Origin of the sequence: [Flexibacter] sp. ATCC 35208 (assembly GCF_001975825.1) — a bacterium.
Lineage (GTDB): Bacteria > Bacteroidota > Bacteroidia > Chitinophagales > Chitinophagaceae > Chitinophaga.
Window position 1 is genome coordinate 83112 of sequence record NZ_MTKN01000022.1, and the last position, 22296, is coordinate 105407.

Consider the following 22296-nt stretch of genomic DNA (forward strand, 5'->3'; position numbering starts at 1 on the left):
ATCGCCGGATACCACGCCTTTCTCAGCAGCCAGTTCAATCAGCGCACCATAATTACTCAGGGAGTAAAAAGGTACTCCGGCAGCTTCAAATGCCTTCACAGCTATGTCAAAACCATAGTTAAAGATGGAAACCATACCGATTACCTCCCCTCCTGCTGCACGGATGGCGTTCACCGCCTCGAGACTGCTCTTTCCAGTCGAGATCAGGTCTTCTACCACAACCACAGGCTGGCCTGGCTGCAATACCCCTTCTATGAGGTTACCCATACCATGTTCCTTTGCTTTCGCCCGCACATAAATGAAAGGCAGCTTCAGCTGGTCAGCGACCAGTGCACCCAACGGAATACCACCAGTGGCTACACCTGCCAGTACCGCAGCTTCAGGAAATGTCTCGAACACCACATTGCACAGCTCCGATTTCACGTAGTCGCGTACATAAGGGTAAGAGAGGATCTTACGATTATCGCAATAAATGGGTGATTTCCAACCGGATGCCCAGGTGAAAGGGGCTGCCGGACTTAACTTAACGGCTTGTATCTGGAGCAGTTTTTCTGCTACCTGTTTTTCGCTGATCTTACTCATAATTCGCAAAATTGCGGAATTAAGTGTAATAATTAAGTGTAATGCCCACATTTTTTGACACCCCATTGCTAACAAGCTCTTTCACAGTCTATTACGGCTATCCAATTACACCAATGCCCTTATTTTTGCAGGGTTTCGTATAATGATTTCATATAAATCTCAATTTTTTGTTCCCCCTTGCCAATTATATTTGTCAAAATCTATCCCCTTCAATTTATTACCCCCTATTCCTTATTTTTGCCCCATGCAAAAGGATACTGTTATTTACCTCAACGAACGCCCGCTGTTCATCCTTGCCACCCATCAGGCCATACCAGCCGAATACAAGGAAGCAGCCCTGTTCACGGAACCAGATACAAACACAATAGAAGAAACCTTACAAGCCCTGGAAACAGGAAAATCCCCTTCTGCCATCTTCATTCATCCGGACCCACATGAACTCCTGGAAACCATCAAAGGCTACTTCACCGTACTCGTAGCCGGCGGCGGCCTCATTACCAACCCGGAAGAAGAAGTCCTCATGATGTTCAGAAACGATAAATGGGACCTGCCAAAAGGCAAACTTGACGAAGGAGAAAGTCTCGAAACCTGCGCTTTAAGAGAAGTAAGGGAAGAAACAGGGCTACACAATGTGCACATCGAACACAAGATCACGGAGACCTTTCACTATTACACCTACAAGGAAAAGAAAATACTAAAACACACCTACTGGTATAAAATGAAGTTTACCGGTACAGAACTGACCATTCCTCAGATCGAAGAAGGCATTATCGATATTCAATGGATCAAACCTGAACACCTGGGCAAATACCTCAGGTTCTCCTACCTGAATATCATCGCTGTCTTTAAGCAGGATGGTTATGCTGTATAAAAAAGATAAATGATATAAAAGAGATAAACGATATAAAAGAAATAACCTGTATAAAAGAGATAACCGATATAAATAACTATAAAGATAAAAAGACGGGGAGACCCGTCTTTTTATCTTTATAGCATATCGCCTTATCTTTTATCCCGTATCGCCACCGTAAGGCGACTTATACATACCAACTTATTATGCTCATCACAAATCTTTATATCCCACACATGCGTGGTCGCCCCAAGATGCAAAGGCCTCGCTATCGCATGCACATACCCCTCTTTCATCCCCCTGATATGATTAGCATTAATATCCAACCCAACACATATCTGAGTTTCAGGATCTATTATCAGTGCCGAAGCCACACTCCCCACCGTCTCAGCAAGCGCTACCGAAGCACCTCCATGCAATAAACCATATGGCTGACGGGTACGTTCATTCACCGGCATCATCATCCGCAGATAATCAGGCCCAATCTCTGTAAACTCCATGCCAAGAAAAGCAGCCATCGTGTTCTCCCCATTCTCATTCAACTGGTCAAGGGATATATTTAAAGAACGCCAGATCGGTTTCATTGCTGTTCTGATTAATAGTTATCGATTAATATGTTTTAACACCTGCTCAGGCAAAAGTGGCGTTGCATCTCCCCCATATTTTAGCACATCCCGTACCAGGGAAGAGGCTATCGTAGAATACTTCGGTGTACAACTCAAAAATACAGTCTCCAGTTTAGGATCCATCATCCTGTTTACATCTGCAATCGCCTTTTCATACTCAAAATCCACAACACCTCGGATCCCTCTTAATATGAACCGGGCGCCGATCTCCTCACAGTACTTAGCCGTCAACCCGGCATAGGTGTGTACCTTTACCTTTGGGGTCTGAACATAAATGTCTTTAATCCACTGAATACGTTGTTCAAGGCTGAACATGGGTGTCTTGCTGGAATTGGTACCGATACCGATTACAATCTCGTCGAACAGGTCCAGGGCGCGATCTATTATATCAGTATGACCCAATGTAATAGGATCAAATGTGCCAGGAAATAAAGCAATGCGTTGCATGTTGTAATTATTTCTTCAGTTCCGGCCGGTTAATGAAAATGGAGAAAATGGTAGTCCCATAATTCCTTTCATCCCGGTAGTACGGATACGATTTGTAATTATTACGGGGAGTATGTTCCAGCACAAACCAACCTTCAGGTTCCAGCAGTTCCTTTTCAAAAATCAAAAGAGGTAACTGGTCGATAGTGGTAAGTGCATATGGGGGGCCGGCAAAAATGAAGTTGTACTTCTCCGTACATTGCTTCAGGTACTGGAACACATCCATTTTATACAGCTTCAGGGGAACATTCAGTTCTTTTGCTGTTCTTTTAATAAAGTCTGCCATCTCATTGTCCTTCTCCACGATTGTCAGATCTTCTACGCCACGTGAGTTCAGCTCATAACTGATGCTACCGGTGCCACCAAAGATATCCAGCGTCTTCAGCGAAGGCAGGTCCAGGTTATTTTCAATGATATTGAACAGGCCACCTTTTGCTATATCTGTGGTGGGCCTGGTATGAGGCATGTTTGCGGGTGGTTGAAATCGTAATCCCCCCTTCTCTCCTCCAATTATACGCATAATGCCAGGGAATAAAGATTGTTGAAGTAATAACCAGGAATTTCTTCCATTTTATTAATGTACCAGAAACCTGTAAGACGAGGTACCCATTCCAGTTTTGGAACAAAGCGGTGCAGTTCCTCATAGATCTGGGAATCCGGCGTCACAGGCCCTCCTACTTTCACTTTTACCTGCGATTCATCCAATCCTGCCTGGCGAATGGTATTGATCAGGTGATATACCACGTCCAGACCGGTTTGGGAATTCATCTCGGTTTGCAATAACAATTTGCCGAAACGGTAAACAGTCAATGTAAATTTATGTTGCTGAATATCAAGGTAAACGATCCCATTCAGTTCTAAGTAGTCATTGTCAAAACGATAGCCCTTCAGCAGCCCGGTATTCACATGCGCGAACTTGTCGGTAGAAAACTCTTTGCGCAGGAACCCAAACAGGTCTTTATCTACAGAATAGACATTGACCATCTGCTGGTCGGAGACCGTATCAGCCATAATCAGTTCCTGTGCCTGTTCAGGGTAGATCAGGTGCAGGTAGTCTTTTTTGATGGCAGAGTCAAAATGCACTTCAGGCACCAGGGTGCTGTTGCCCCCGTCAAATGCCAGCAATACATCGCTAAAGTTGGTAAAAAGTAGCTTATCTGTATCAAATATCTGTTCTATAACCTCGATATCCGCTATCGTGGCTTTCTGGGGCGTGAAGCGGTACGACTTCAGTGCCAGAAACTTCCTGGCAGCCGGGTTGTATACCACGTAATTAAAGGAGCCCTTCCCCACCAATACCAGCAACTGACAGGTAGTGAGGTCTGTTTCAAGCAGCGATGCATCATCCGCGGCAAAAGCAGGATGTATGTTATACGTCACAGACATTATTAATACATTAGATATGGCACAATAATAACCAAAAATAGCGACTTTTAGCCCCATGTAGTAATCGGGCTACTGCAATGCGTCGAGCATCTTCCTGCATTCCACCTTAATATTCGCATCGTCCAGGTATACATTTCGCAGGCCCACGGCTTTCTTCAGCACTTCAATGCATTTGTCCTGCTCATCATTATCCTTATAGGCTTTGGCAAGTTCAAAGTAATTCAGCACAATGGAGGGGTCCAGCTTTCGACACTTTTCGTAATTAATAATAGCCTGTTGCAGGGTGCCTTCCGGCAATCCACCAAACAGTAGCTTCGCAGCCGTTTTTTCCAGCGTGCTCAGATTCACCATTTCATAGTTCCATCTTCCCAATACCAGGTAGGCCTTCGCATAGTTAGGATTAAACTTAATGGCCAGTTCAGCATACCGCTTTACCTCTCTGGCAGCAGTTACTTTTTCTTTAGCACCCGCTATCAGTGCCTGCCGGCCCATGGCTACTGCCATCACATAATTGGCATCAGCATTTTCCGGCGCCAGTCTTACAGCCTGCTCGGCATAGGTCTTGGCATCGTTATAGTTCTTTAATTTCTCGTCCTTGTCTGTCACACGATAGCCTACCCGGCTACAGATCTCGCTGGCCCCTATAAGGGCAATAACATTATCAGGTTGAATTTTCAGCACATCTTTGTAAAGGCCGAGTGCCGGCGCCTCTTTCATCTGTTTTTCCAGTGCCCGGGCCTGATCAATCATTTCATCGGCCGTTTGTCCATACGCAATCCCCTGAATGAGTAGTATAAAAGCAAGTACCAGTGCTTTATTCAACATAGGAAGGTGTTTTTCATATAGTAAAATAAATAAATTTATTAAAATCCGGGTGGATTTTAATAAGTCTTTTCCAGGGAAACGATAGAATTACGTACGGAAGCACCCATCGGAGGGTTCATTTTGCGTAAAGAAATAACTGTTTTCTGTACTTCGGGATACTTATGCTTGATAGCATCGGTTATAGCATACACTACCTGCTCCAGCAGGGGCTGTGGAATTTCCATAATGGGCTTAATCACATTTAGTAAGCCCTGGTAATTAACGGTTTCTGAAATCTTGTCGATTGGAGAGACACCTGGTATCGTTACATACACGTCAATAATAAAGTCGTTCCCGATGATCTTTTCTTCAGGGTAAAGACCATGGAAAGCATGAAAATGTACTTGCTCGAGTCCGATTGTCAGCATGGGAAAAAATAAAAAAACCAACCGGACTCGCATCCGGCTGGCTTGTTCAATAATAATATAATTACGCCTGGTGTTCCTTCGCAGATAAATATCTTTCAGCATCCAGGGCAGCCATACAACCACTACCTGCAGCTGTTACTGCCTGACGGTAAATTTTATCCTGAACGTCTCCGCAGGCAAATACACCCTCCAGGTTAGTTCTGGAAGATCCTGGGATCGTTTTAATATAACCTTGTTCATCCAGCTCCAGGTAATCTTTGAAGATGTCGGAGTTTGGCTGGTGACCAATAGCTACGAAGAAAGCGCTGACAGGGATCGTCTGCTCTTCGTTCTTCGCGGTATTCAGCAGTTTTACAGCTTCTACCTTGTTATCGCCCAGTACTTCCTGGGTTTCAGAATTCCAGTATACCATGATATTGGAAGTCTTGAGTACGCGGTCCTGCATCACTTTGGAAGCCCTCATTTCATGACGGCGAACGATCATGTGTACGTTAGAGCACATTTTGGACAGGTACAGCGCCTCTTCAGCAGCAGTATCACCGGCACCAACGATCGCTACTTCCTTACCACGGAAAAAGAATCCATCACATACGGCACAGGCAGAAACACCACTACCGTTCAGGCGCTGCTCGGAAGGGAGACCCAGCCATTTTGCAGAAGCACCGGTCGCAATGATCACCACATCGGCAGTAATCACTTTAGATTCGTCGATCGTAATTTTATACGGCTGACTACTGAAATCTACGGAAGTGGCAAGGCCATAACGGATATCAGCACCCATACGGGTCGCTTGCTTTTCAAAATCCACCATCATCTCAGGCCCCTGAATACCTTCAGGATAACCCGGATAGTTTTCTACTTCTGTTGTTATTGTCAATTGACCACCAGGTTGAATACCCTGGTAAAGCACTGGCTTCAGGTTTGCGCGGGCCGCATAAATGGCAGCGGTGTAACCTGCCGGGCCAGAACCTATGATCAATAAATGCACATGCTCTTGCTGTTGATTAGTTTCCATACTTGCTATGTAAATTAATAAAGTGTGGCTCGAAATTCATTTGACTTGCAAAGGTACACTTACTTATATAATAAAAAACACCGGCTATAAAGATTACAGCCGGTGCAGTTATAGACATAATAGATTTATAATATTGACGACAGAGATCCTCTGTGCACACTTTACTATTATCCCAGATAAGATTTGAGCGCTCCACTGTAGCGGGCCTTTTGCAGCCTCTTGATGGCGCGTTCTTTAATTTGACGAATCCTTTCTTTTGTAAGGTCGTACTTCTGACCGATTTGCTCGATCGTTGCTCCATTTTCCCCATCCAGACCAAAATAAGCATTCACAATCTCTGCTTCGCGTGGGCTGAGTGATTTCAGAACACGACGAATCTCTTCACGAAGTGAATCTCGCATTACGTCATCATCAGTAATATCTCCACCTTCCAGCAGGTCACCCATTGCTACGTCCTCTGCCTCGTGTACTGGTGCATCGAGTGACATGTGACGGGTATTGCTTTGGAAGATATTGTTAATTTCTGATTCAGACATTTCCAGGATCTCTGCTAACTCCTCTGTTGATGGCTCTCTCTCGTTCTCCTGCTCAAATGCCATGTAGGCTTTGTTCGCTTTATTGTAAGTGCCGATCTTATTTTGCGGCAGACGCACAAGACGTCCTTGTTCTGCTAAAGCTTGCAGGATGGATTGACGAATCCACCACACAGCATAGGAGATGAATTTAAACCCTTTCGTTTCATCGAACCTTTGCGCAGCTTTGATCAACCCTAAATTGCCCTCATTAATGAGGTCGCTCAGGCTTAAGCCCTGGTGCTGATATTGCTTTGCAACTGATACAACGAAACGCAGGTTTCCTGTAGTTAAACGTTCAAGAGCCTTTTGGTCGCCCATTTTGATACGTTGCGCCAATACAGTCTCTTCCTCAGGTGTTAACAAAGGGATCTTTGAAATTTCCTGCAGGTATTTTTCTACCGCCTGCGAATCACGGTTCGTGATCTGGGTGGCAATTTTAAGTTGCCTCATATTGAAAGTGTATTAGTTTATAAAATAGATAACACGAGAAGATTTATTTTGTTGAAATTAGTAAAATATATATCTTACAATCTATTCCACCTATCTCTACTCTCGTTATAACAAATTAGCCTGCAAAGATCGTGCTAATACCCCACACTGCCAAATTCTTCTTTTGCCTCACCATTCGTATAACAAAGTACTTTATATAAACGAAAGTTTATAGCCCTTTAGTAGGTATTTTTAATGGTTTATATAAATTTTAACGTTTGAAAAAGAATCTCATTCAAATTAATAACTTCACTAATTTATTCTTCAATAGATTGCAAATTCTTCAATAATGATAATTGACTTCAGGAGCGACACTTTTACCCGCCCAACGCCCGCCATGCTTGATGCCATGTACACTGCAACCACCGGAGATGATGTATACGGAGAAGACCCTTCAGTGAATAAATTAGAAGCCATGATGGCTGCCTATTTTGGAAAAGAAGCCGCCCTGTTCTGCCCTACCGGCACCATGAGTAACCAGATCGCGATCAAGGTACATACCCAACCAGGTGATGAGGTGATTCACAGCAACTTAGCACACATCTATATCTACGAAGGCGGCGGTATCGCTGCCACTTCCGGCGCCCAGAGCCGCCCTTTGGAAGGTGACAGAGGCATGATTGCTGCCTCCGACGTATTGGCAGCCATCAACCCTGACGATGTGCACAAAGCCGCTACCAGCCTCGTTTGCCTCGAAAATACCATGAACCGTGGCGGCGGATGCTGTTATGACATGGAAGAAATTGTCAGGATCAAAGAAGTCTGCCTTCAAAATAACCTCAAACTCCACCTGGACGGTGCCCGGCTCTTCAATGCACTCGTTGCAACCGGGGAAAACCCTGCCACCTATGGGGAAATATTTGACAGTCTGTCAGTATGCCTGAATAAAGGAATGGGTTGCCCAATTGGTTCCGTTTTAATAGGTAGCACCGATTTTATCCGCAAAGCCCGCCGGGTTCGCAAAAGGATCGGTGGCGGTATGCGCCAGGCAGGCTTTATGGCAGCTACAGGTATTTATGCCATGGAACACCATATTGAAAGGTTAGCACAAGATCACCTGCATGCAAAAGACATCGCCGGGGAACTACTCAAAAAATCCTTCGTAGGCCATATGCTGCCAGTGGAAACTAACATTATCAGCTTTGACCTGGTAGGCCACGACTGGACTCCCCGTCTTTTTTGCGATTACCTGAAAAAAGAAGAAATTCTGCTCAACCCTGTATCTGATACCGCGGTCCGGATGGTCACCCACCTCGACATCTCACCTGTTATGGTAGCAAAAACCTGCGCTGTAATAGCCGAAATGGAATAATCTCTTATTTTTGCACACTCTTATATAATCAGATATATCGTTAGCATGGAACTTTCTAAAAATTATACACCTGCTTCAGTTGAAGGCAAGTGGTACCAACACTGGATGGACAAAGGGTATTTCCGTAGTAAACCGGACAACCGCCCTCCTTTTACCGTTGTAATACCTCCGCCAAACGTCACCGGCGTCCTGCATATGGGACATACACTGAACGAAACTGTACAGGATATTCTGGTACGCCGTGCCCGCATGAGTGGCTTTAATGCCTGCTGGGTGCCCGGTTCCGACCATGCTTCCATTGCCACAGAAGCCAAAGTGGTAAACATGCTCAAAACTGAAAAGGGCATCGAAAAATCACAACTCACCCGCGAGGAATTCCTGAAACACGCTTTCGAGTGGAAGGAAAAATATGGCGGTATCATTTACAGCCAGATCAAAAAACTCGGCTGCTCCTGCGACTGGGATCGTGTCACCTTCACCATGGATGACCACTACTATGAAGCAGTGATCAAAGTATTCGTAGACCTCTATAATAAAGGTAAAATATACAGGGGGGCCCGTATGATCAACTGGGACCCTAAAGCTAAAACCGCACTCAGTGACGAAGAAGTACTGTACAAAGACCTGCAGGGTAAACTGTACCATGTACAATATGCATTGGAAGATGGCGATGGTAACCTCACCGGCGAATCTATCACCATCGCAACCCAACGTCCTGAAACCATCATGGGCGATACCGCTATCTGCGTAAACCCTGACGATGAACGCTACAAACACCTGATCGGCCACTTCGCTGTTGTTCCGCTGATCAACCGTCGTGTACCCATCATCTTCGATACTTACGTTGACAAGGAATTTGGTACCGGTGCACTGAAAGTAACACCCGCACACGATATCAATGACTACAACCTGGGCCTGAAACACAACCTCGAAGTTGTTGATACCCTCAATGACGACGGTACCCTCAGCGTTGCTGCCGGCGTATTCATCGGCGAAGACCGCTTCAAAGCACGTAAGCTCGTGGTGGCTGCCCTCGCAGATCAGGGCCTGCTGGTAAAAGAACAGGAATATACTACCCGCCTCGGCTACAGCGAACGTAACCCGGACACTGTAGTTGAACCCCGTATCAGTACCCAGTGGTTCGTGAAGATGGCAGAACTGTCAAAACCTGCCCTCGATGCAGTTGTAAACGGTGATGTGAAGATCCACCCCGGCGATCGCTTCATGGCGACTTACAAATACTGGATGGAAAATGTAAAGGACTGGTGTATCTCCCGTCAGCTCTGGTGGGGACAGCGCATTCCTTCTTACTATGCACCGGATGGTACTTTTGAAGTGGCTACCAGCCTTGACAACGCTGTCGCGCAGTTCAAAGCAAAAGGTGTGGCAGTAAAAGCGGAAGACCTCCGCCAGGATGAAGACTGCCTGGATACCTGGTTCTCCAGCTGGCTCTGGCCAATGGAAGTGTTCAACGGCGTTTCCAACCCTAACAACGAAGAGATCAACTACTACTACCCTACTAACGTACTGGTAACCGGTCAGGATATCATCTTCTTCTGGGTGGCACGTATGATCATGGCAGGTCTGGAATATAAAAATGAAAAGCCTTTCGGTGATGTATACTTCACCGGTATGGTGCGTGATAAACTGGGTCGTAAGATGAGTAAGCAACTGGGTAACTCCCCGGACCTGCTGGAACTCATCGACCGCTTTGGTGCTGATGCCGTTCGCTTCGGTATCATGATCGCCTCCCCTGCCGGCAATGACCTGCTGTTTGACGATTCAAGCTGTGAACAGGGACGTAACTTCAATAACAAGATCTGGAACGCCCTGAAACTGGTAAAAATGTGGGAAGGTCGTGTGGCTGAAGGCGCCAGCTCCAGCGAAGAAGCTCACTTTGCAGTCAACTGGTTTGAAAACAGACTGAATGAAGTAAAATCACAGGTGATCGACCTGTTCAAGGACTTCAAACTGAGCGAAGCCCTGAACCTGATCTGTAACCACCTGATCTGGAACGACTTCTGCAGCTGGTACCTGGAATGGGTGAAACCTGGTTTCGAACAGCCAATTGATGCGGCTATCTATACAAAGACGGTTTACTTCTTCGAAGAACTGATGCAATTAGCACATCCGTTCCTGCCATTTGTAACGGAAGAGATCTACCAGCTCCTCGCTACCCGCGAAGCCGGAGACGACCTGACGATAAAACAATATGCAACACCTGCTGCCGTTGATGCCAACATCCTGGCACAGGGCGAACTGGCCAAAGAAGTGATCACCAGCATCCGCGATGCCCGTGCTAAGAACCAGATCAAGCCAAAAGATCCGATTGCATTGCACATCGATACTGCACAACAGAAATCCTTCAAACAAATTGAAGACATGCTGATCAAGCAGGTAAATGCAAAAGCGATCAGTTATGTGAATGCACCTGTAAGTGGCTGTATTGCGCTGGTAATACAGAAGGATAAGTTCTACCTTGAAACGGAAACAACACTCGATCCTGCTACTCAGAAAGAAACATTGCTGAAAGACCTGGCCTACAACGAGGGCTTCCTTGCCTCTGTAGACAAAAAGCTAAGCAATGAAAAATTTGTACAGAATGCCAAGCCGGAAGCAGTTGAGCTGGAACGCAGAAAGAAAGCTGATGCCGAAGCAAAGATTGCCGCCATTACGGAAAGTTTAAAATCCTTATAATTTTAGACATCGCCCGGACGTTAATTCTCCGGGCGATTTTTTTATACCCTTCAGTACTATGCACAAACACCTTATACTATCAGGTATCCTCGTTGTCATGTCTGTTTTCTCACTGTATGCACAGTCAGGAAAACCAAAGGCTACGCCTGCCAAAAAACCGGCGGCAACTAAAGCGACTACTACCAATACTAAATTACGTTTCAGAAGTACCTGGGGCATTTTTCTGAGTGATAGCGTTCCCCGTCCGGAGATCGTGAAATTACTGGATTCTGCACTTGTGGTAAGAGACGAGAAAAATGTGAAATATCCAGTGGTATCGTTTGATTTTACTTATGAGAATAAGGAATATTACCTGAATGATTCTACAGGTAAACCGGGTATCTATACGGAGTATGTAGGTGATAGTTTTAAAGGAGATAAACTGCCTGCACTGTGGGTCACAAGAATTAAGGAGATGCTGGATAAAGGAGAAGTATTTTACTTTGATAATATTATCGTGAATTATACAGGCGATAAATTGTACAGAGTACCGAAATTGCAATTTATTGTAAGATAAGAGAAGAGGGGGCATCATAAATAAATGAAACTCCTGAAAAACGCATAAAATGGAATCTGACTCCATCAGGTACCCGAATGAAACAGGATGTATGAAAAATAAATGAACCTCCTTAGAATAGCATACATGGAAACCTGGCGCCATCAGGTATCCGAATGAAAAGAGCGTGTATCTTACTTTTGATACACGCTCTTTTCATTATTTAAGTATACAAGTAGTATGCTAGCAGCCTTTTAGCAGTATAGAATGAGTATAGAAATAGTATAGAACGAGTATAGAACGAGTATAGACCGAGTATAGAAACAGTATAGAATTAGTAATTAAATAACTGTTGTAGCGGAATAATAAACGTAAACCTATCCTTCGCATTATCTGCCGGATCCTTATCAAACAACCTGCTATACCTAAACCCAAAAGAGAAAGGCAACACATTCCCAATCTTCGTATCAAAGAACACCTCCGTACCAGCTGATGTAAACTGGCTATGTGAATTATTGAGATAGTTATAAGACTTACTATAATCATAAAATAAGTTCGCCCTCACCCGCATCAGGTAAAGCATCTGCCCAAAACCCCAGTCAGGATAAACAATCGGGAAATGATAGTTCACACCCAATTTATACACCCACTTATAATACGGCGTATTATACCCTCTTGCATAAGCGAAATTGTCAGAGAATGAATAATTCCTCATGGTATCCCGCTGCTGGAATGCGGCCTGCAAAATCAGGTTATGGTTCTGACTCAAACCAGGTAAGTACAGGTCAAATTTGCCATAGAACTGCTCTGCGAAAAGATTGTCAAGAGAATGATTGTAAGAGAGCACTAAATACTGACCAAAGTGTGTGAACAGGTTCTGTGTCGCTTTGATCCTTGCATTGTAGAATACAAATGAATTACCAATGTACTGTAAAGAAGGATGCAGGAATTTGAAATTACCCTGCGGATACCTTTCCAGATAATGGTATGTGGAAGCAAAGGAAATACTACGGCTATACATCCCCTTAGACAGATTCAATGGTATTGTAATCCCCCCATGTACATCCATTTCATTCCAATACAATCTCCCTCTGTTCGCATACAGGTCCGAGCGGTTAAAAGTATACGTAACACCTGCCTGCAGATATGGGAAGAGCGCACCATAAATGAAGTTGCCTGTAATGGCAGAACTCCCTTCATTCCTGTTGTAAGTATATCCTAAACTGGTAGACGCTGTATTCAGGATATTATCCCCATAAATCGTCAGACTATAATCAGGATCATCGAAGGTCGGTAACCAGCTATGCAGGTTGATCAACTTCGTACTCTTCCTGTATTTTGTAATGGTGTAATCCTTGTCAGGCACGGTGGAGAGGATATTACCACCTTCCTGGAAGTCAGGCCTGAGCCAGCTACTGTGATAATTTAAGCTGGCATCTACTGGTTTCCAGCTAATGCTATCGGTATATAACTGATAACCTCTGGATGTAAACCCACTAAATACAACGCCCCTCTCTTCTACAGTAGCATGCAGTACACCGTTGTCATGATTGGTGACCTGGTGTATCTGTTTGTCAGCAAGGGTGAGGGCGTATATATTATCTACGTCTTTATAGCTGGCCGTGTAGTAGATGGTATCATGCTGAACATTCGGAATGCTGAGCATGTTAAAGCTGAATGGCGTGAGCAATTCTGTTTCACCACTGCTGAGTGATTGTTTGATCATAGCCATCTCCCCTTTTGCATTGCGTACCGCACTGATCACACTTTGTTCATCCGCAGAGAATTTGGGATAAGTGTAATACCAGTTTTGTGGATTGGGTAAAGTAGCAATGACTTTGCCATCTGATGCATCCAGCAATTGTAAACCGAATGCCTGTGAAGACAACGTGTAAGCCGCGATGATCTTTTTACCATCTGCACTGATATCAGGAGAGAAATAACGGGTACCGCGCGTCAGTGTTTTTTTCGTACCGGTTTCACGGTCATATAGTTTGATGACAGAATAATCTTTCCATCCCCAACGAGGATCGTAGCGGGCTTCTGTCCAGACCAGGCGACCATTTTTATACCCGAAATAATCGTCAAACTGAATACCCGGTCTTGTCAGCAAAGACTGACCACCCGTGCTGTCGATCAGGTAAAAACCAGGTACTGTTTTGTAAGAAGATTTGTAAACGATCCACTGACCGGGTCTTACGGTATAAATGTATTTATAGTCAGTCACAGTGCGCGGAGCAATCATCAAAGGTGCGCCGGGAACAGCGGAATCTTTTGCATAAGTATTCCATTGTGACTCATATTCATTCAACATATTGTGATAGAACCCTACCACGTTTTTGCCTGTATGTTTTTTCAGACTATGACTCATGGGATAAAACAGACCTCTGTACCGAACGGCATCGGTGGTAATGTCTTTCCAGAACATACGACCATAGTGTTCGCGGCCGTACATACTCATGAGGTAACCCAGCGGGTAATGATTCGGTGTATAGTCTACATAAGAACCATTCCGCACCTTCATAAAAGAATAGTTTCTCTTTTCTAAAGACAAAGCGCGGAAGCCATCAAAGAAAGAAGGTAGTCTGCCTCTCCCCTGATTGCTGAGTGCTGTTTCCATTGTGACGGCATCCCCTTCCCAGAACCAGTTGGGTACAGCGATGCTGGTAGCTGCTGCCAGTCCCATTTGACCGAATACATAAGAAACGACTTTACTCGCTCCCTGATCAAAATTGCTGTTCTGTAAAACGTGCCGGTATTCGTGAATGGACAACTGCTCTTCCCATTTCAGGGAACCGAGATCAGGATTGGGCGGAGGTGTCAGGTAAAACTCTGAGCGGAAAGGCCCCAGTGCCACATAGCCATTAGATTCCAGGGTTTGATTCTGCAGAACGATGTTCACCTTCATCTTTCTGTTACCAATCGAACCACGGGTATTGGCATCCAGGTAATTGACAATGTTGGCTACCCGGCGGCCTTCTTTTTCAAGACCTGCGGGGAAGATCACACGAACAGTGTCCGTATTGATCTGGTGCCATTTCAACGAAGGTGGGTTTCCGCCAAATACCTGGGCAAACAGGCTGACAGGAAAAAGTAACAGGAAGAGATACGCGAATAATCTCATAACATTTGTAGGTATAGCCTGACAATATACATAATTATTGCGTTACGCCATGCGACCTTTCGCCGGGATAAGGTCTGCCGCAGGCAAATTAAACAATCCATAAAAAAAGGATTGGTTGTACCTGCTGGCAAAACCAATCCCTATATTAAAAATTAAAAGATCTTTTCTTACCTCCGCAGGACAATTCCTCCCGCCATCAGCACTCCGGTAAACTAATCGGAATATTCACCGCCAGCCCGCCATCAGAGGTTTCCATATATTTAATATTCATAGCTACCGCAGGATAATTTCTCACTACATCAACACTCCGGCAAACTAATCGGAATATTCACCGCCAGCCCGCCATCAGAGGTCTCCTTATATTTACTATTCATATCCAGTGCCGTTTCCCACATGGTCTTCACCACCGCATCCAGCGATACCTTGGCCAGTTCAGGGTTACTCTGTAAAGCTAACTGCGAAGCAGTAATAGCCTTAATCGCCCCCATGGTATTCCGCTCAATACAAGGTATCTGTACCAAACCGCCAATCGGATCACAGGTAAGCCCCAGATGGTGCTCCATAGCTATTTCCGCAGCCATCAATACCTGCCGCTGAGAGCCTCCAAGACACTCTGTCAATGCTGCTGCTGCCATTGCAGAAGAGACGCCAATTTCTGCCTGACAACCACCCATGGCCGCTGAGATAGTAGAACGTTTTTTGAAAATACTACCTATTTCGGAAGCAGTAAGTATAAACTGAAGGATTTTGTCTTCAGAATAGCCATCACAAAAAATAATGAAGTATTGCAACACAGCTGGAATTACCCCTGCTGCACCATTCGTAGGTGCTGTCACCACACGGCCAAAGGACGCATTTTCCTCATTCACCGCCAGCGCAAAACAGCTCACCCAGTCAAGCGTATAAGCAAAATGGTTACCACCCTGACGGATGGCCATCATCCAACTATCGTAATCAGTATAGGTATTACCTTTTAGCAATTTCTTATTCAGCGCAGCAGCTCTGCGGGCTACGCGCAATCCACCGGGAAGTTCGCCGGCGGTATGAATGCCACGGTAAGTGCATTCTTTCATAACCCGCCATATATTCAGCACCCCTTCCCGGGTAGCTGCTTCCGATCTCCAGGCGAGTTCATTCTCCATGACCAGTTCAGAAATGGAATATCCCGTCTTGATACAAAACTGCAACAACTGACGGGCTGTATCGATAGGGAAAGGCAGATCCACCTGCGAAGCAGCGCCTGCCACCTCTCCTTCTTTCACTACAAAGCCACCTCCAATAGAATAATAAGTAGCTGCCTGCTGACCGCCATCTTCAAAAGTGACTAAGAAAGTAAGTGCGTTGGGATGAAAAGGGAGCGATTCTTCGTAGAGGAAGCTAATATCTTCCAATGGGTCGAATGCGACTAATTTTTCACCACCCAGCAACATGGTTTTGCTGCGGCGGATGTCGTCCGTTTTCTCATTGATCTTATTGACATCGAAGGTTACGGGATCATCGCCACAAAGTCCCAGCTGTACAGCAATGTCAGTACCATGCCCATGACCGGTTTTAGCCAGGGAACCATACAATAAAACGCTTACATGCTGTACTTCGGAAATTGTCCGGCCTGCTTTTTTCAGTTCGGCAAGGAATTGTAATGCAGCCCGCCAGGGGCCTAAAGTGTGAGAGCTGGAAGGACCGACGCCTATTTTGAAAATATCAAAAACGGATATGCATTCGTGTGCCACTAGTAGTAATTTCACCAAAATTAATGCATTCCTACAATCATTTAAAATCTACTAGTTGTACGGTGCACACCAGTACGGTATTAGCGGGAATAATACTGCCTACGGATACGTCGCCAAATCCAAGGCGGCTGGGTATGATCATGAAGATAGTGCCGCCTTTGCCTATTTTGCGAAGACCAATCTGCCAGCCGGCGATGTGATCTTTTAGCTGGCGGCCGTCGAAGTCGGTAGAACCGAAACTGGCATCCAGCAGCGTGTCTTGCAGGTTGCTACGGGTATAAATGAGGGTAGGTATATTATTGAGGTTCATTATTTGAGTAGAGTCACCCATATCCATGATTTTGTAGTACAAGCCATTGGAGTCTCTTTTCATGGTCAGGCCATGAGTGGAAATATAAGATTGTATAGCATATTCCTGTGAGCCAATACTGGATGGATCATTGGAATATATATCATCGTCTGCCGACGCAGAACAGGCAGATAGGCACAGTAAGAAAAGTATAGATTGTAAAAATATCTTCATGTTTATATAACGGCATATGCTTATGCAAAGTTACAAAGCCTGTCGGTAAAAGATGACCCGGTATCGACGAAATATACCCACCGGCAGCTGAAAATATGCTATAAGGGTATAAATATCCGGCAAATGTCTAAAGAGTATAAAACAACTTTTTTATGATTTATTTTAAGCCTGACACAAATCAATTGCAAGCGATTGCAACGCTAAACCGTAAAAAGTATACTACTGCAGCACCATTTCCTCACATTTATCTTGATAATGTATTTCCAGATCTGGCATTAGAAACAATTCTGGAAGAGTTTCCCACCACCAAACAGGCCCACTGGCAGCAGTTTAATAATAACAAAGAAGTAAAACTCGCAGCGAAAAATGAACAGGATTTCGGGGATTTTACCCGGCATTTTATTCATATGCTCAATTCAAGATCTTTTATTGATTTTTTAGAAACCCTCACAGGCATCCCCGGATTATTGCCCGACCCATACCTGGAAGGAGGTGGCCTCCATATGATTAAACGTGGTGGTATGTTGAAAGTGCATGCAGACTTTAACAAGCATCCTAATACCGGGCTTGACAGAAGATTGAATGTGCTTATTTATTTAAATAAGGAATGGGAAGAATCCTATGGAGGGCATTTGGAGTTGTGGGACAAGGATATGGAAAAGTCAATGGTAAAGATCCTGCCTTTATATAACAGGATGGCTATCTTTTCAACGACTTCGCATTCCTATCATGGACATCCTGATCCGTTAATGTGTCCTGAAAACCGTACCCGAAAATCAATAGCATTATATTATTATACCAATGGCAGGCCATTAGAAGAAACTACTGCGAGCCATAGCACCATATTTAAATTAAGAAAAGAAGATGCTAAAAGTACTTTGAAGCAAACATTAAGAGACTGGGTACCGCCGGTTTTATTGAGAACTTTTTCCAGGTAAAAGATTTACTGTAGCACTGCTGTCGCCTGCGATCAAAGCAGTGCTACATCTTATTCTCTTGTTAAGAATTACGTTCTCGTCTTAAATAATACGACCATTTATCCCCTCCTTAAACTGTGCTACAATCTATTTCCTTCTTAAATTATAAAACAAGGATACCCGAACGCCTATCCACGTATTTAATTCATAATAGTCCCCATTCCCGCCAATCTTCGCATTATAGACAGGAGTACCATATCCATAATAATGTGTTTCCATATTCACCTTATTCACAGTTGAATCATTCGACTTTTTCAATGTTGAATAATTCACTTCCACCTGCAGATTCAAACGAGGGCGGACCGTCTTCGACCACGACACACCGTAAGAATTCATCCGTTCGCGCAACATTCCTCCCTGCGGCATCGTATCTATAGATTTCCTTGATAGCGCACCAGTGGTAAACTCTGCATGCAATGCAGTATATTCATCCAGCGGGAAACGCACACCAGCTCCATATCTGAACCGCATTCCTCTGGAAGCAACGCCCAATGTTGCGATACCATAAAAATACTGTATGCCGGCCTTCACACTGGCATTGAGATATACAATGTCATTTGCAGTAAGTCCTGCTTCAGCCAGCGGCGGCGCCCACAAATGTGGTAGCACAACATGTCGTCTTTCGTTTTTCGGCGAAGCTTCTTTTGTGTCACTCACTTTCCGCTCATTGATTACCATATGCCGTGGTTTCACATATGGTGCAGTCGGTGACGGTGTGATGTTGTAATCAACATGAATCGGGCTTAAAACATAAGCCGGATAACCAGGTATCATCGGGCTTTCAGCAGGTGTCGATACACTTTTAGCAGCTATCGACTCACCTATCGTAACTACCTCCCTGCTTTTCGAAATGACCAACTCACTTTTCACAACTACCACCCTCTTTTTCACAGTTCCTGTCTCACTTTTCGCAACTATCACTCCCCTTTTCACAGTTCCCGATTCATTTTTCGCACCTCCAGCCCCCCTTTGCATACCTCTCGCCTCCCTTTTCACAGCCCCAGACAATGCTTCCCGGGGCATCCCATTAGCTGTAGACTTCCCCCCTTGCCCTCCATTCACCTTCTTCACAGGCTTATAATCCGTAAATAAAATATGATCCCCCAATATCTTATACTCCAACCCCACTTGCTGCTGCACCTCCCTCATCACATCCTCGAGCTTCCATTTTCCAGCTTTCAGATGTACACTTTTCTTCAACGACTTATTCTGCATATTCAATGAATACTCCACCCCCGTCTGGGCAACTATCGCCTTTGCCAGCTCAGGTATATCCATCGAGGGTTGGGTAATAGTAATAACACGTTGAGTTAATTGGGCATACAACGGCAGATTGGACAGGATCATTACAGTACAGTATAGCAGGAAGTTACTATTCTGCTTCAATAGATATTTCATCAGAATTCAGGTAAGTATAATTTAAATTAAGTGTAGAAATAATAACATCCGGCACATACTCCAACCGCTTATTGTCAAACACACTGGAAATCCGGAGCCGTGCAAGGTCGGCATCTTTTGCATCGTCGCTATCTCTCAGAATAGTGTAAGCATATCGGTATAATACCTCAAAATATTCGTTGAAGTAAACTGCTAGTACATCTGTATTGGTAATAATTGCTTTCAATTGCGAAAGTGGGTAATTGTATCTGATAGATAGACAACTGTGGGCCAGGTATACCCTTATAAAAACAAATATAACCTTACAAAACCAATCATACCTTCATAAAAACCACCCATACCCTCATAAAAAGAAGCCACACACAAAACAAAGAAGCCCACACCACCCATACCTTCATAACACCAACCCTATCTTCACAAAAACCTCCAAACCCTCCCCCCATAAAACACCCATCCCCCTCCCAAAACCACCTTCTCCCCATAAAAAAAAGAAGCCGCCTCAATTAAATGAGACAGCTTCCTCTTTATAATTAATTACCAATATTAGTAATCCATACCCATACCGTGACCACCTGGCATTGCAGGAGCTGCGGATTTAGGCTCTGGCTTATCTGCAATCACACACTCAGTGGTCAGCAGCATACCAGCAATAGACGCAGCATTTTCCAGTGCTATACGAGTCACCTTAGCAGGGTCGATTACACCAGCAGCCAGCAGGTTTTCGTAAACTTCAGTACGAGCGTTGAAGCCAAAGTCACCTTTACCTTCTTTCACTTTCTGAACTACGATAGAACCTTCGATACCTGCGTTAGCAGTGATCTGACGCAGAGGCTCTTCAATCGCACGTTTAACGATTGCGATACCAGTCTGCTCATCTTCGTTCTCTACTTTCAGGCTTTCCAGAGACTCGATAGCGCGGATGTAAGCAACACCACCACCTGGTACGATACCTTCTTCAACAGCCGCACGGGTAGCATGCAGTGCATCGTCAACACGGTCTTTCTTCTCTTTCATCTCAACTTCGGTAGCAGCACCTACGTACAGTACAGCAACACCGCCGCTCAGCTTAGCCAGACGTTCCTGCAGTTTTTCACGATCATAGTCAGAAGTAGTTACTTCGATCTGAGCTTTGATCTGATTGATGCGAGCCTGGATAGCTTCTTTTTCGCCTCTACCACCTACAACGGTAGTATTGTCTTTATCGATAGTTACGGATTCTGCACGACCGAGGTAGCTCAGGTCAGCATTTTCCAGCTTGTAACCTTGTTCTTCGCTGATTACGATACCACCGGTCAGGGTAGCGATATCCTGCAGCATTTCTTTTCTTCTGTCACCGAAACCAGGAGCTTTTACAGCAGCTACTTTCAGCTGACCACGCAGTTTGTTTACAACCAGGGTAGCCAGTGCTTCACCTTCCAGGTCTTCAGAGATGATCAGCAGTTGCTGGCCGTTCTGAACGATTTTTTCCAGGATGTGCAGGATGTCCTTCAGGGTGCTGATCTTTTTGTCGTAGATCAGGATGTAAGGATTCTGCAGCTCAGCGTGCATTTTCTCGCTGTTGGTGATGAAATATGGAGACAGATAACCACGGTCAAACTGCATACCTTCTACTACTTCTACAGTAGTGTCAGTACCTTTCGCTTCTTCTACAGTGATTACACCGTCTTTGGTTACTTTGCTCATTGCTTCAGCGATCAGTTTACCAATGGTAAAGTCGTTGTTTGCAGAGATAGCAGCAACCTGCTCGATTTTCTGAATGTCGTTACCAACTTTTTCAGACTGACCTGCCAGGTTCTCAACGATAGCCTTAACAGCCTTGTCGATACCACGTTTAAGATCCATTGGGTTTGCACCAGCAGCTACGTTCTTCAGACCTTCGCTGATGATTGCCTGAGCCAGAACGGTTGCAGTAGTCGTACCATCACCGGCAATATCTGCGGTTTTAGAGGCAACTTCCTTTACCATTTGGGCACCCATGTTCTCAATTGGGTCTTCCAGTTCAATTTCTTTAGCCACGGTCACACCGTCTTTAGTCAGACCAGGTGCGCCAAACTTTTTCTCAATAACAACGTTACGACCTTTTGGGCCCAGGGTTACTTTAACAGCATCTGCCAGAATATCAACGCCCTTCTTCATTTTGTTGCGGGCTTCGATGTTAAAGAATATTTGCTTTGCCATAATAGCTTTGAATTTTTTTAAATTTTACGGATTGTTTTGTGTGTGCGCCAATTGATTAAACAATTGCTAAAATGTCAGACTCACGCATGATTAAGTAATCGCCACCTTCAATACTGATCTCTGTACCGGAATATTTACCATACAGTACAGTATCACCTACTTTCACAGTTACCGGCTCATCTTTTTTACCGGGACCAGCCGCTACTACAGTACCTCTCTGTGGTTTTTCTTTCGCAGTATCCGGGATGATGATACCACCAGCGGTCTTTTCTTCTGCTGCTGCGGGTTTCACAATCACCCTGTCAGCTAAGGGTTTAATACTTAAATCTTTTGCCATATAATTATACTTTTTAAAAAGATAAGATGATTTTCTGACCATTGATCCTCGATAATTGTGCCAAGGCCCCGATCGGGTCATTTTTTCAGGAACACCTGCTTTTCTTCCCATGCAGGCCTGACAAAAATGCCAATTTTTCAGCAAAAACTGACAAAACATTCTAAAATGTGAGTAACTACCAGATTAAAAGCCTGTTAGCCTGCCTGAAGTTAACCACCTTTTTACTCGCCCTATCAGACTGTTA

Annotated in this window: 21 protein-coding genes; 5 read left to right on the forward strand and 16 right to left on the reverse strand. The window is 44.6% G+C overall.

The window, feature by feature from the left end:
- The coding region (gene pyrE, locus BW716_RS15815; protein ID WP_083723700.1) for an orotate phosphoribosyltransferase at positions 1–582 on the reverse strand (582 nt) is incomplete at its 3' end.
- Between the two features lie 244 nt (positions 583–826).
- On the opposite strand from pyrE, the gene BW716_RS38460 reads away from it, so the two are divergent.
- Positions 827–1453, forward strand: a complete 627-nt coding sequence (locus BW716_RS38460; protein ID WP_179091156.1) for an NUDIX hydrolase — start codon at positions 827–829, stop codon at positions 1451–1453.
- A gap of 131 nt (positions 1454–1584) precedes the next feature.
- Here BW716_RS38460 and BW716_RS15825 read toward each other — a convergent pair whose 3' ends face one another.
- From BW716_RS15825 to BW716_RS15860, 8 genes are all read right to left on the reverse strand, one after another.
- Positions 1585–2016, reverse strand: a complete 432-nt coding sequence (locus tag BW716_RS15825; protein ID WP_083723704.1) for a hotdog fold thioesterase — start codon at positions 2014–2016, stop codon at positions 1585–1587.
- Positions 2017–2034: 18 nt separating this feature from the next.
- A complete protein-coding gene (gene coaD, locus BW716_RS15830) occupies positions 2035–2505 on the reverse strand; it encodes a pantetheine-phosphate adenylyltransferase (RefSeq protein ID WP_083723706.1) in 471 nt (156 codons plus the stop codon).
- Between the two features lie 7 nt (positions 2506–2512).
- Complete coding sequence (locus BW716_RS15835) at positions 2513–3010, reverse strand: RsmD family RNA methyltransferase (protein ID WP_235643733.1); 498 nt, start codon at positions 3008–3010, stop codon at positions 2513–2515.
- Positions 3011–3054: 44 nt separating this feature from the next.
- Complete coding sequence (locus BW716_RS15840) at positions 3055–3930, reverse strand: DUF3822 family protein (RefSeq protein WP_179091157.1); 876 nt, start codon at positions 3928–3930, stop codon at positions 3055–3057.
- Positions 3931–3999: 69 nt separating this feature from the next.
- A complete protein-coding gene (locus BW716_RS15845; protein ID WP_083723712.1) occupies positions 4000–4755 on the reverse strand; it encodes a hypothetical protein in 756 nt (251 codons plus the stop codon).
- 56 nt (positions 4756–4811) lie between these two features.
- Positions 4812–5162, reverse strand: coding sequence for a dihydroneopterin aldolase (locus tag BW716_RS15850; protein ID WP_179091158.1), 351 nt, complete (start codon positions 5160–5162; stop codon positions 4812–4814).
- Between the two features lie 61 nt (positions 5163–5223).
- On the reverse strand, positions 5224–6177 hold the full coding sequence (gene trxB, locus BW716_RS15855; protein WP_083723716.1) for a thioredoxin-disulfide reductase: 954 nt from the start codon (positions 6175–6177) through the stop codon (positions 5224–5226).
- Positions 6178–6344: 167 nt separating this feature from the next.
- A complete protein-coding gene (locus BW716_RS15860) occupies positions 6345–7202 on the reverse strand; it encodes an RNA polymerase sigma factor RpoD/SigA (protein WP_012793808.1) in 858 nt (285 codons plus the stop codon).
- 328 nt (positions 7203–7530) lie between these two features.
- Between BW716_RS15860 and BW716_RS15865 the strand changes: the two genes are divergently transcribed.
- From BW716_RS15865 to BW716_RS15875, 3 genes are read left to right on the forward strand one after another with little or no spacing between them, the layout of a single operon-like run.
- Positions 7531–8553 (forward strand): low specificity L-threonine aldolase, encoded by a 1023-nt coding sequence (locus BW716_RS15865; RefSeq protein ID WP_083723718.1) that lies wholly within the window; start codon positions 7531–7533, stop codon positions 8551–8553.
- Positions 8554–8598: 45 nt separating this feature from the next.
- On the forward strand, positions 8599–11250 hold the full coding sequence (locus BW716_RS15870) for a valine--tRNA ligase (RefSeq protein WP_083723720.1): 2652 nt from the start codon (positions 8599–8601) through the stop codon (positions 11248–11250).
- A gap of 58 nt (positions 11251–11308) precedes the next feature.
- Positions 11309–11806, forward strand: a complete 498-nt coding sequence (locus BW716_RS15875; protein WP_083723722.1) for a hypothetical protein — start codon at positions 11309–11311, stop codon at positions 11804–11806.
- Positions 11807–12119: 313 nt separating this feature from the next.
- Here BW716_RS15875 and BW716_RS15880 read toward each other — a convergent pair whose 3' ends face one another.
- The 3 genes from BW716_RS15880 to BW716_RS15890 form a co-directional block, all read right to left on the reverse strand.
- Positions 12120–14909, reverse strand: a complete 2790-nt coding sequence (locus BW716_RS15880; RefSeq protein ID WP_083723724.1) for a hypothetical protein — start codon at positions 14907–14909, stop codon at positions 12120–12122.
- Positions 14910–15208: 299 nt separating this feature from the next.
- Complete coding sequence (locus tag BW716_RS15885; protein ID WP_083723726.1) at positions 15209–16639, reverse strand: L-serine ammonia-lyase; 1431 nt, start codon at positions 16637–16639, stop codon at positions 15209–15211.
- Positions 16640–16676: 37 nt separating this feature from the next.
- Positions 16677–17162, reverse strand: coding sequence for an FKBP-type peptidyl-prolyl cis-trans isomerase (locus BW716_RS15890; RefSeq protein WP_083723728.1), 486 nt, complete (start codon positions 17160–17162; stop codon positions 16677–16679).
- 152 nt (positions 17163–17314) lie between these two features.
- Here BW716_RS15890 and BW716_RS15895 point away from each other — a divergent pair, with 152 nt between their 5' ends.
- A complete protein-coding gene (locus BW716_RS15895; protein WP_083723730.1) occupies positions 17315–18100 on the forward strand; it encodes a 2OG-Fe(II) oxygenase in 786 nt (261 codons plus the stop codon).
- Positions 18101–18226: 126 nt separating this feature from the next.
- Here the strand turns inward: BW716_RS15895 and BW716_RS15900 are convergent, their stop codons facing one another.
- From BW716_RS15900 to groES, 4 genes are all read right to left on the reverse strand, one after another.
- Positions 18227–19537: a hypothetical protein gene (locus BW716_RS15900; RefSeq protein WP_143708867.1), complete on the reverse strand. Its 1311-nt coding sequence runs from the start codon at positions 19535–19537 to the stop codon at positions 18227–18229.
- Positions 19512–19763 carry a hypothetical protein gene (locus BW716_RS15905; RefSeq protein WP_083723734.1) on the reverse strand — a complete coding sequence of 84 codons (252 nt, stop codon included), beginning with the start codon at positions 19761–19763 and terminating at the stop codon, positions 19512–19514. Before BW716_RS15905 ends, BW716_RS15900 begins: the two co-directional genes overlap by 26 nt.
- A gap of 317 nt (positions 19764–20080) precedes the next feature.
- Positions 20081–21715: a chaperonin GroEL gene (gene groL / locus BW716_RS15910; RefSeq protein WP_083723736.1), complete on the reverse strand. Its 1635-nt coding sequence runs from the start codon at positions 21713–21715 to the stop codon at positions 20081–20083.
- Positions 21716–21770: 55 nt separating this feature from the next.
- On the reverse strand, positions 21771–22052 hold the full coding sequence (groES, locus tag BW716_RS15915; RefSeq protein WP_072356767.1) for a co-chaperone GroES: 282 nt from the start codon (positions 22050–22052) through the stop codon (positions 21771–21773).
- Between the last annotated feature and the right edge of the window lie 244 nt (positions 22053–22296).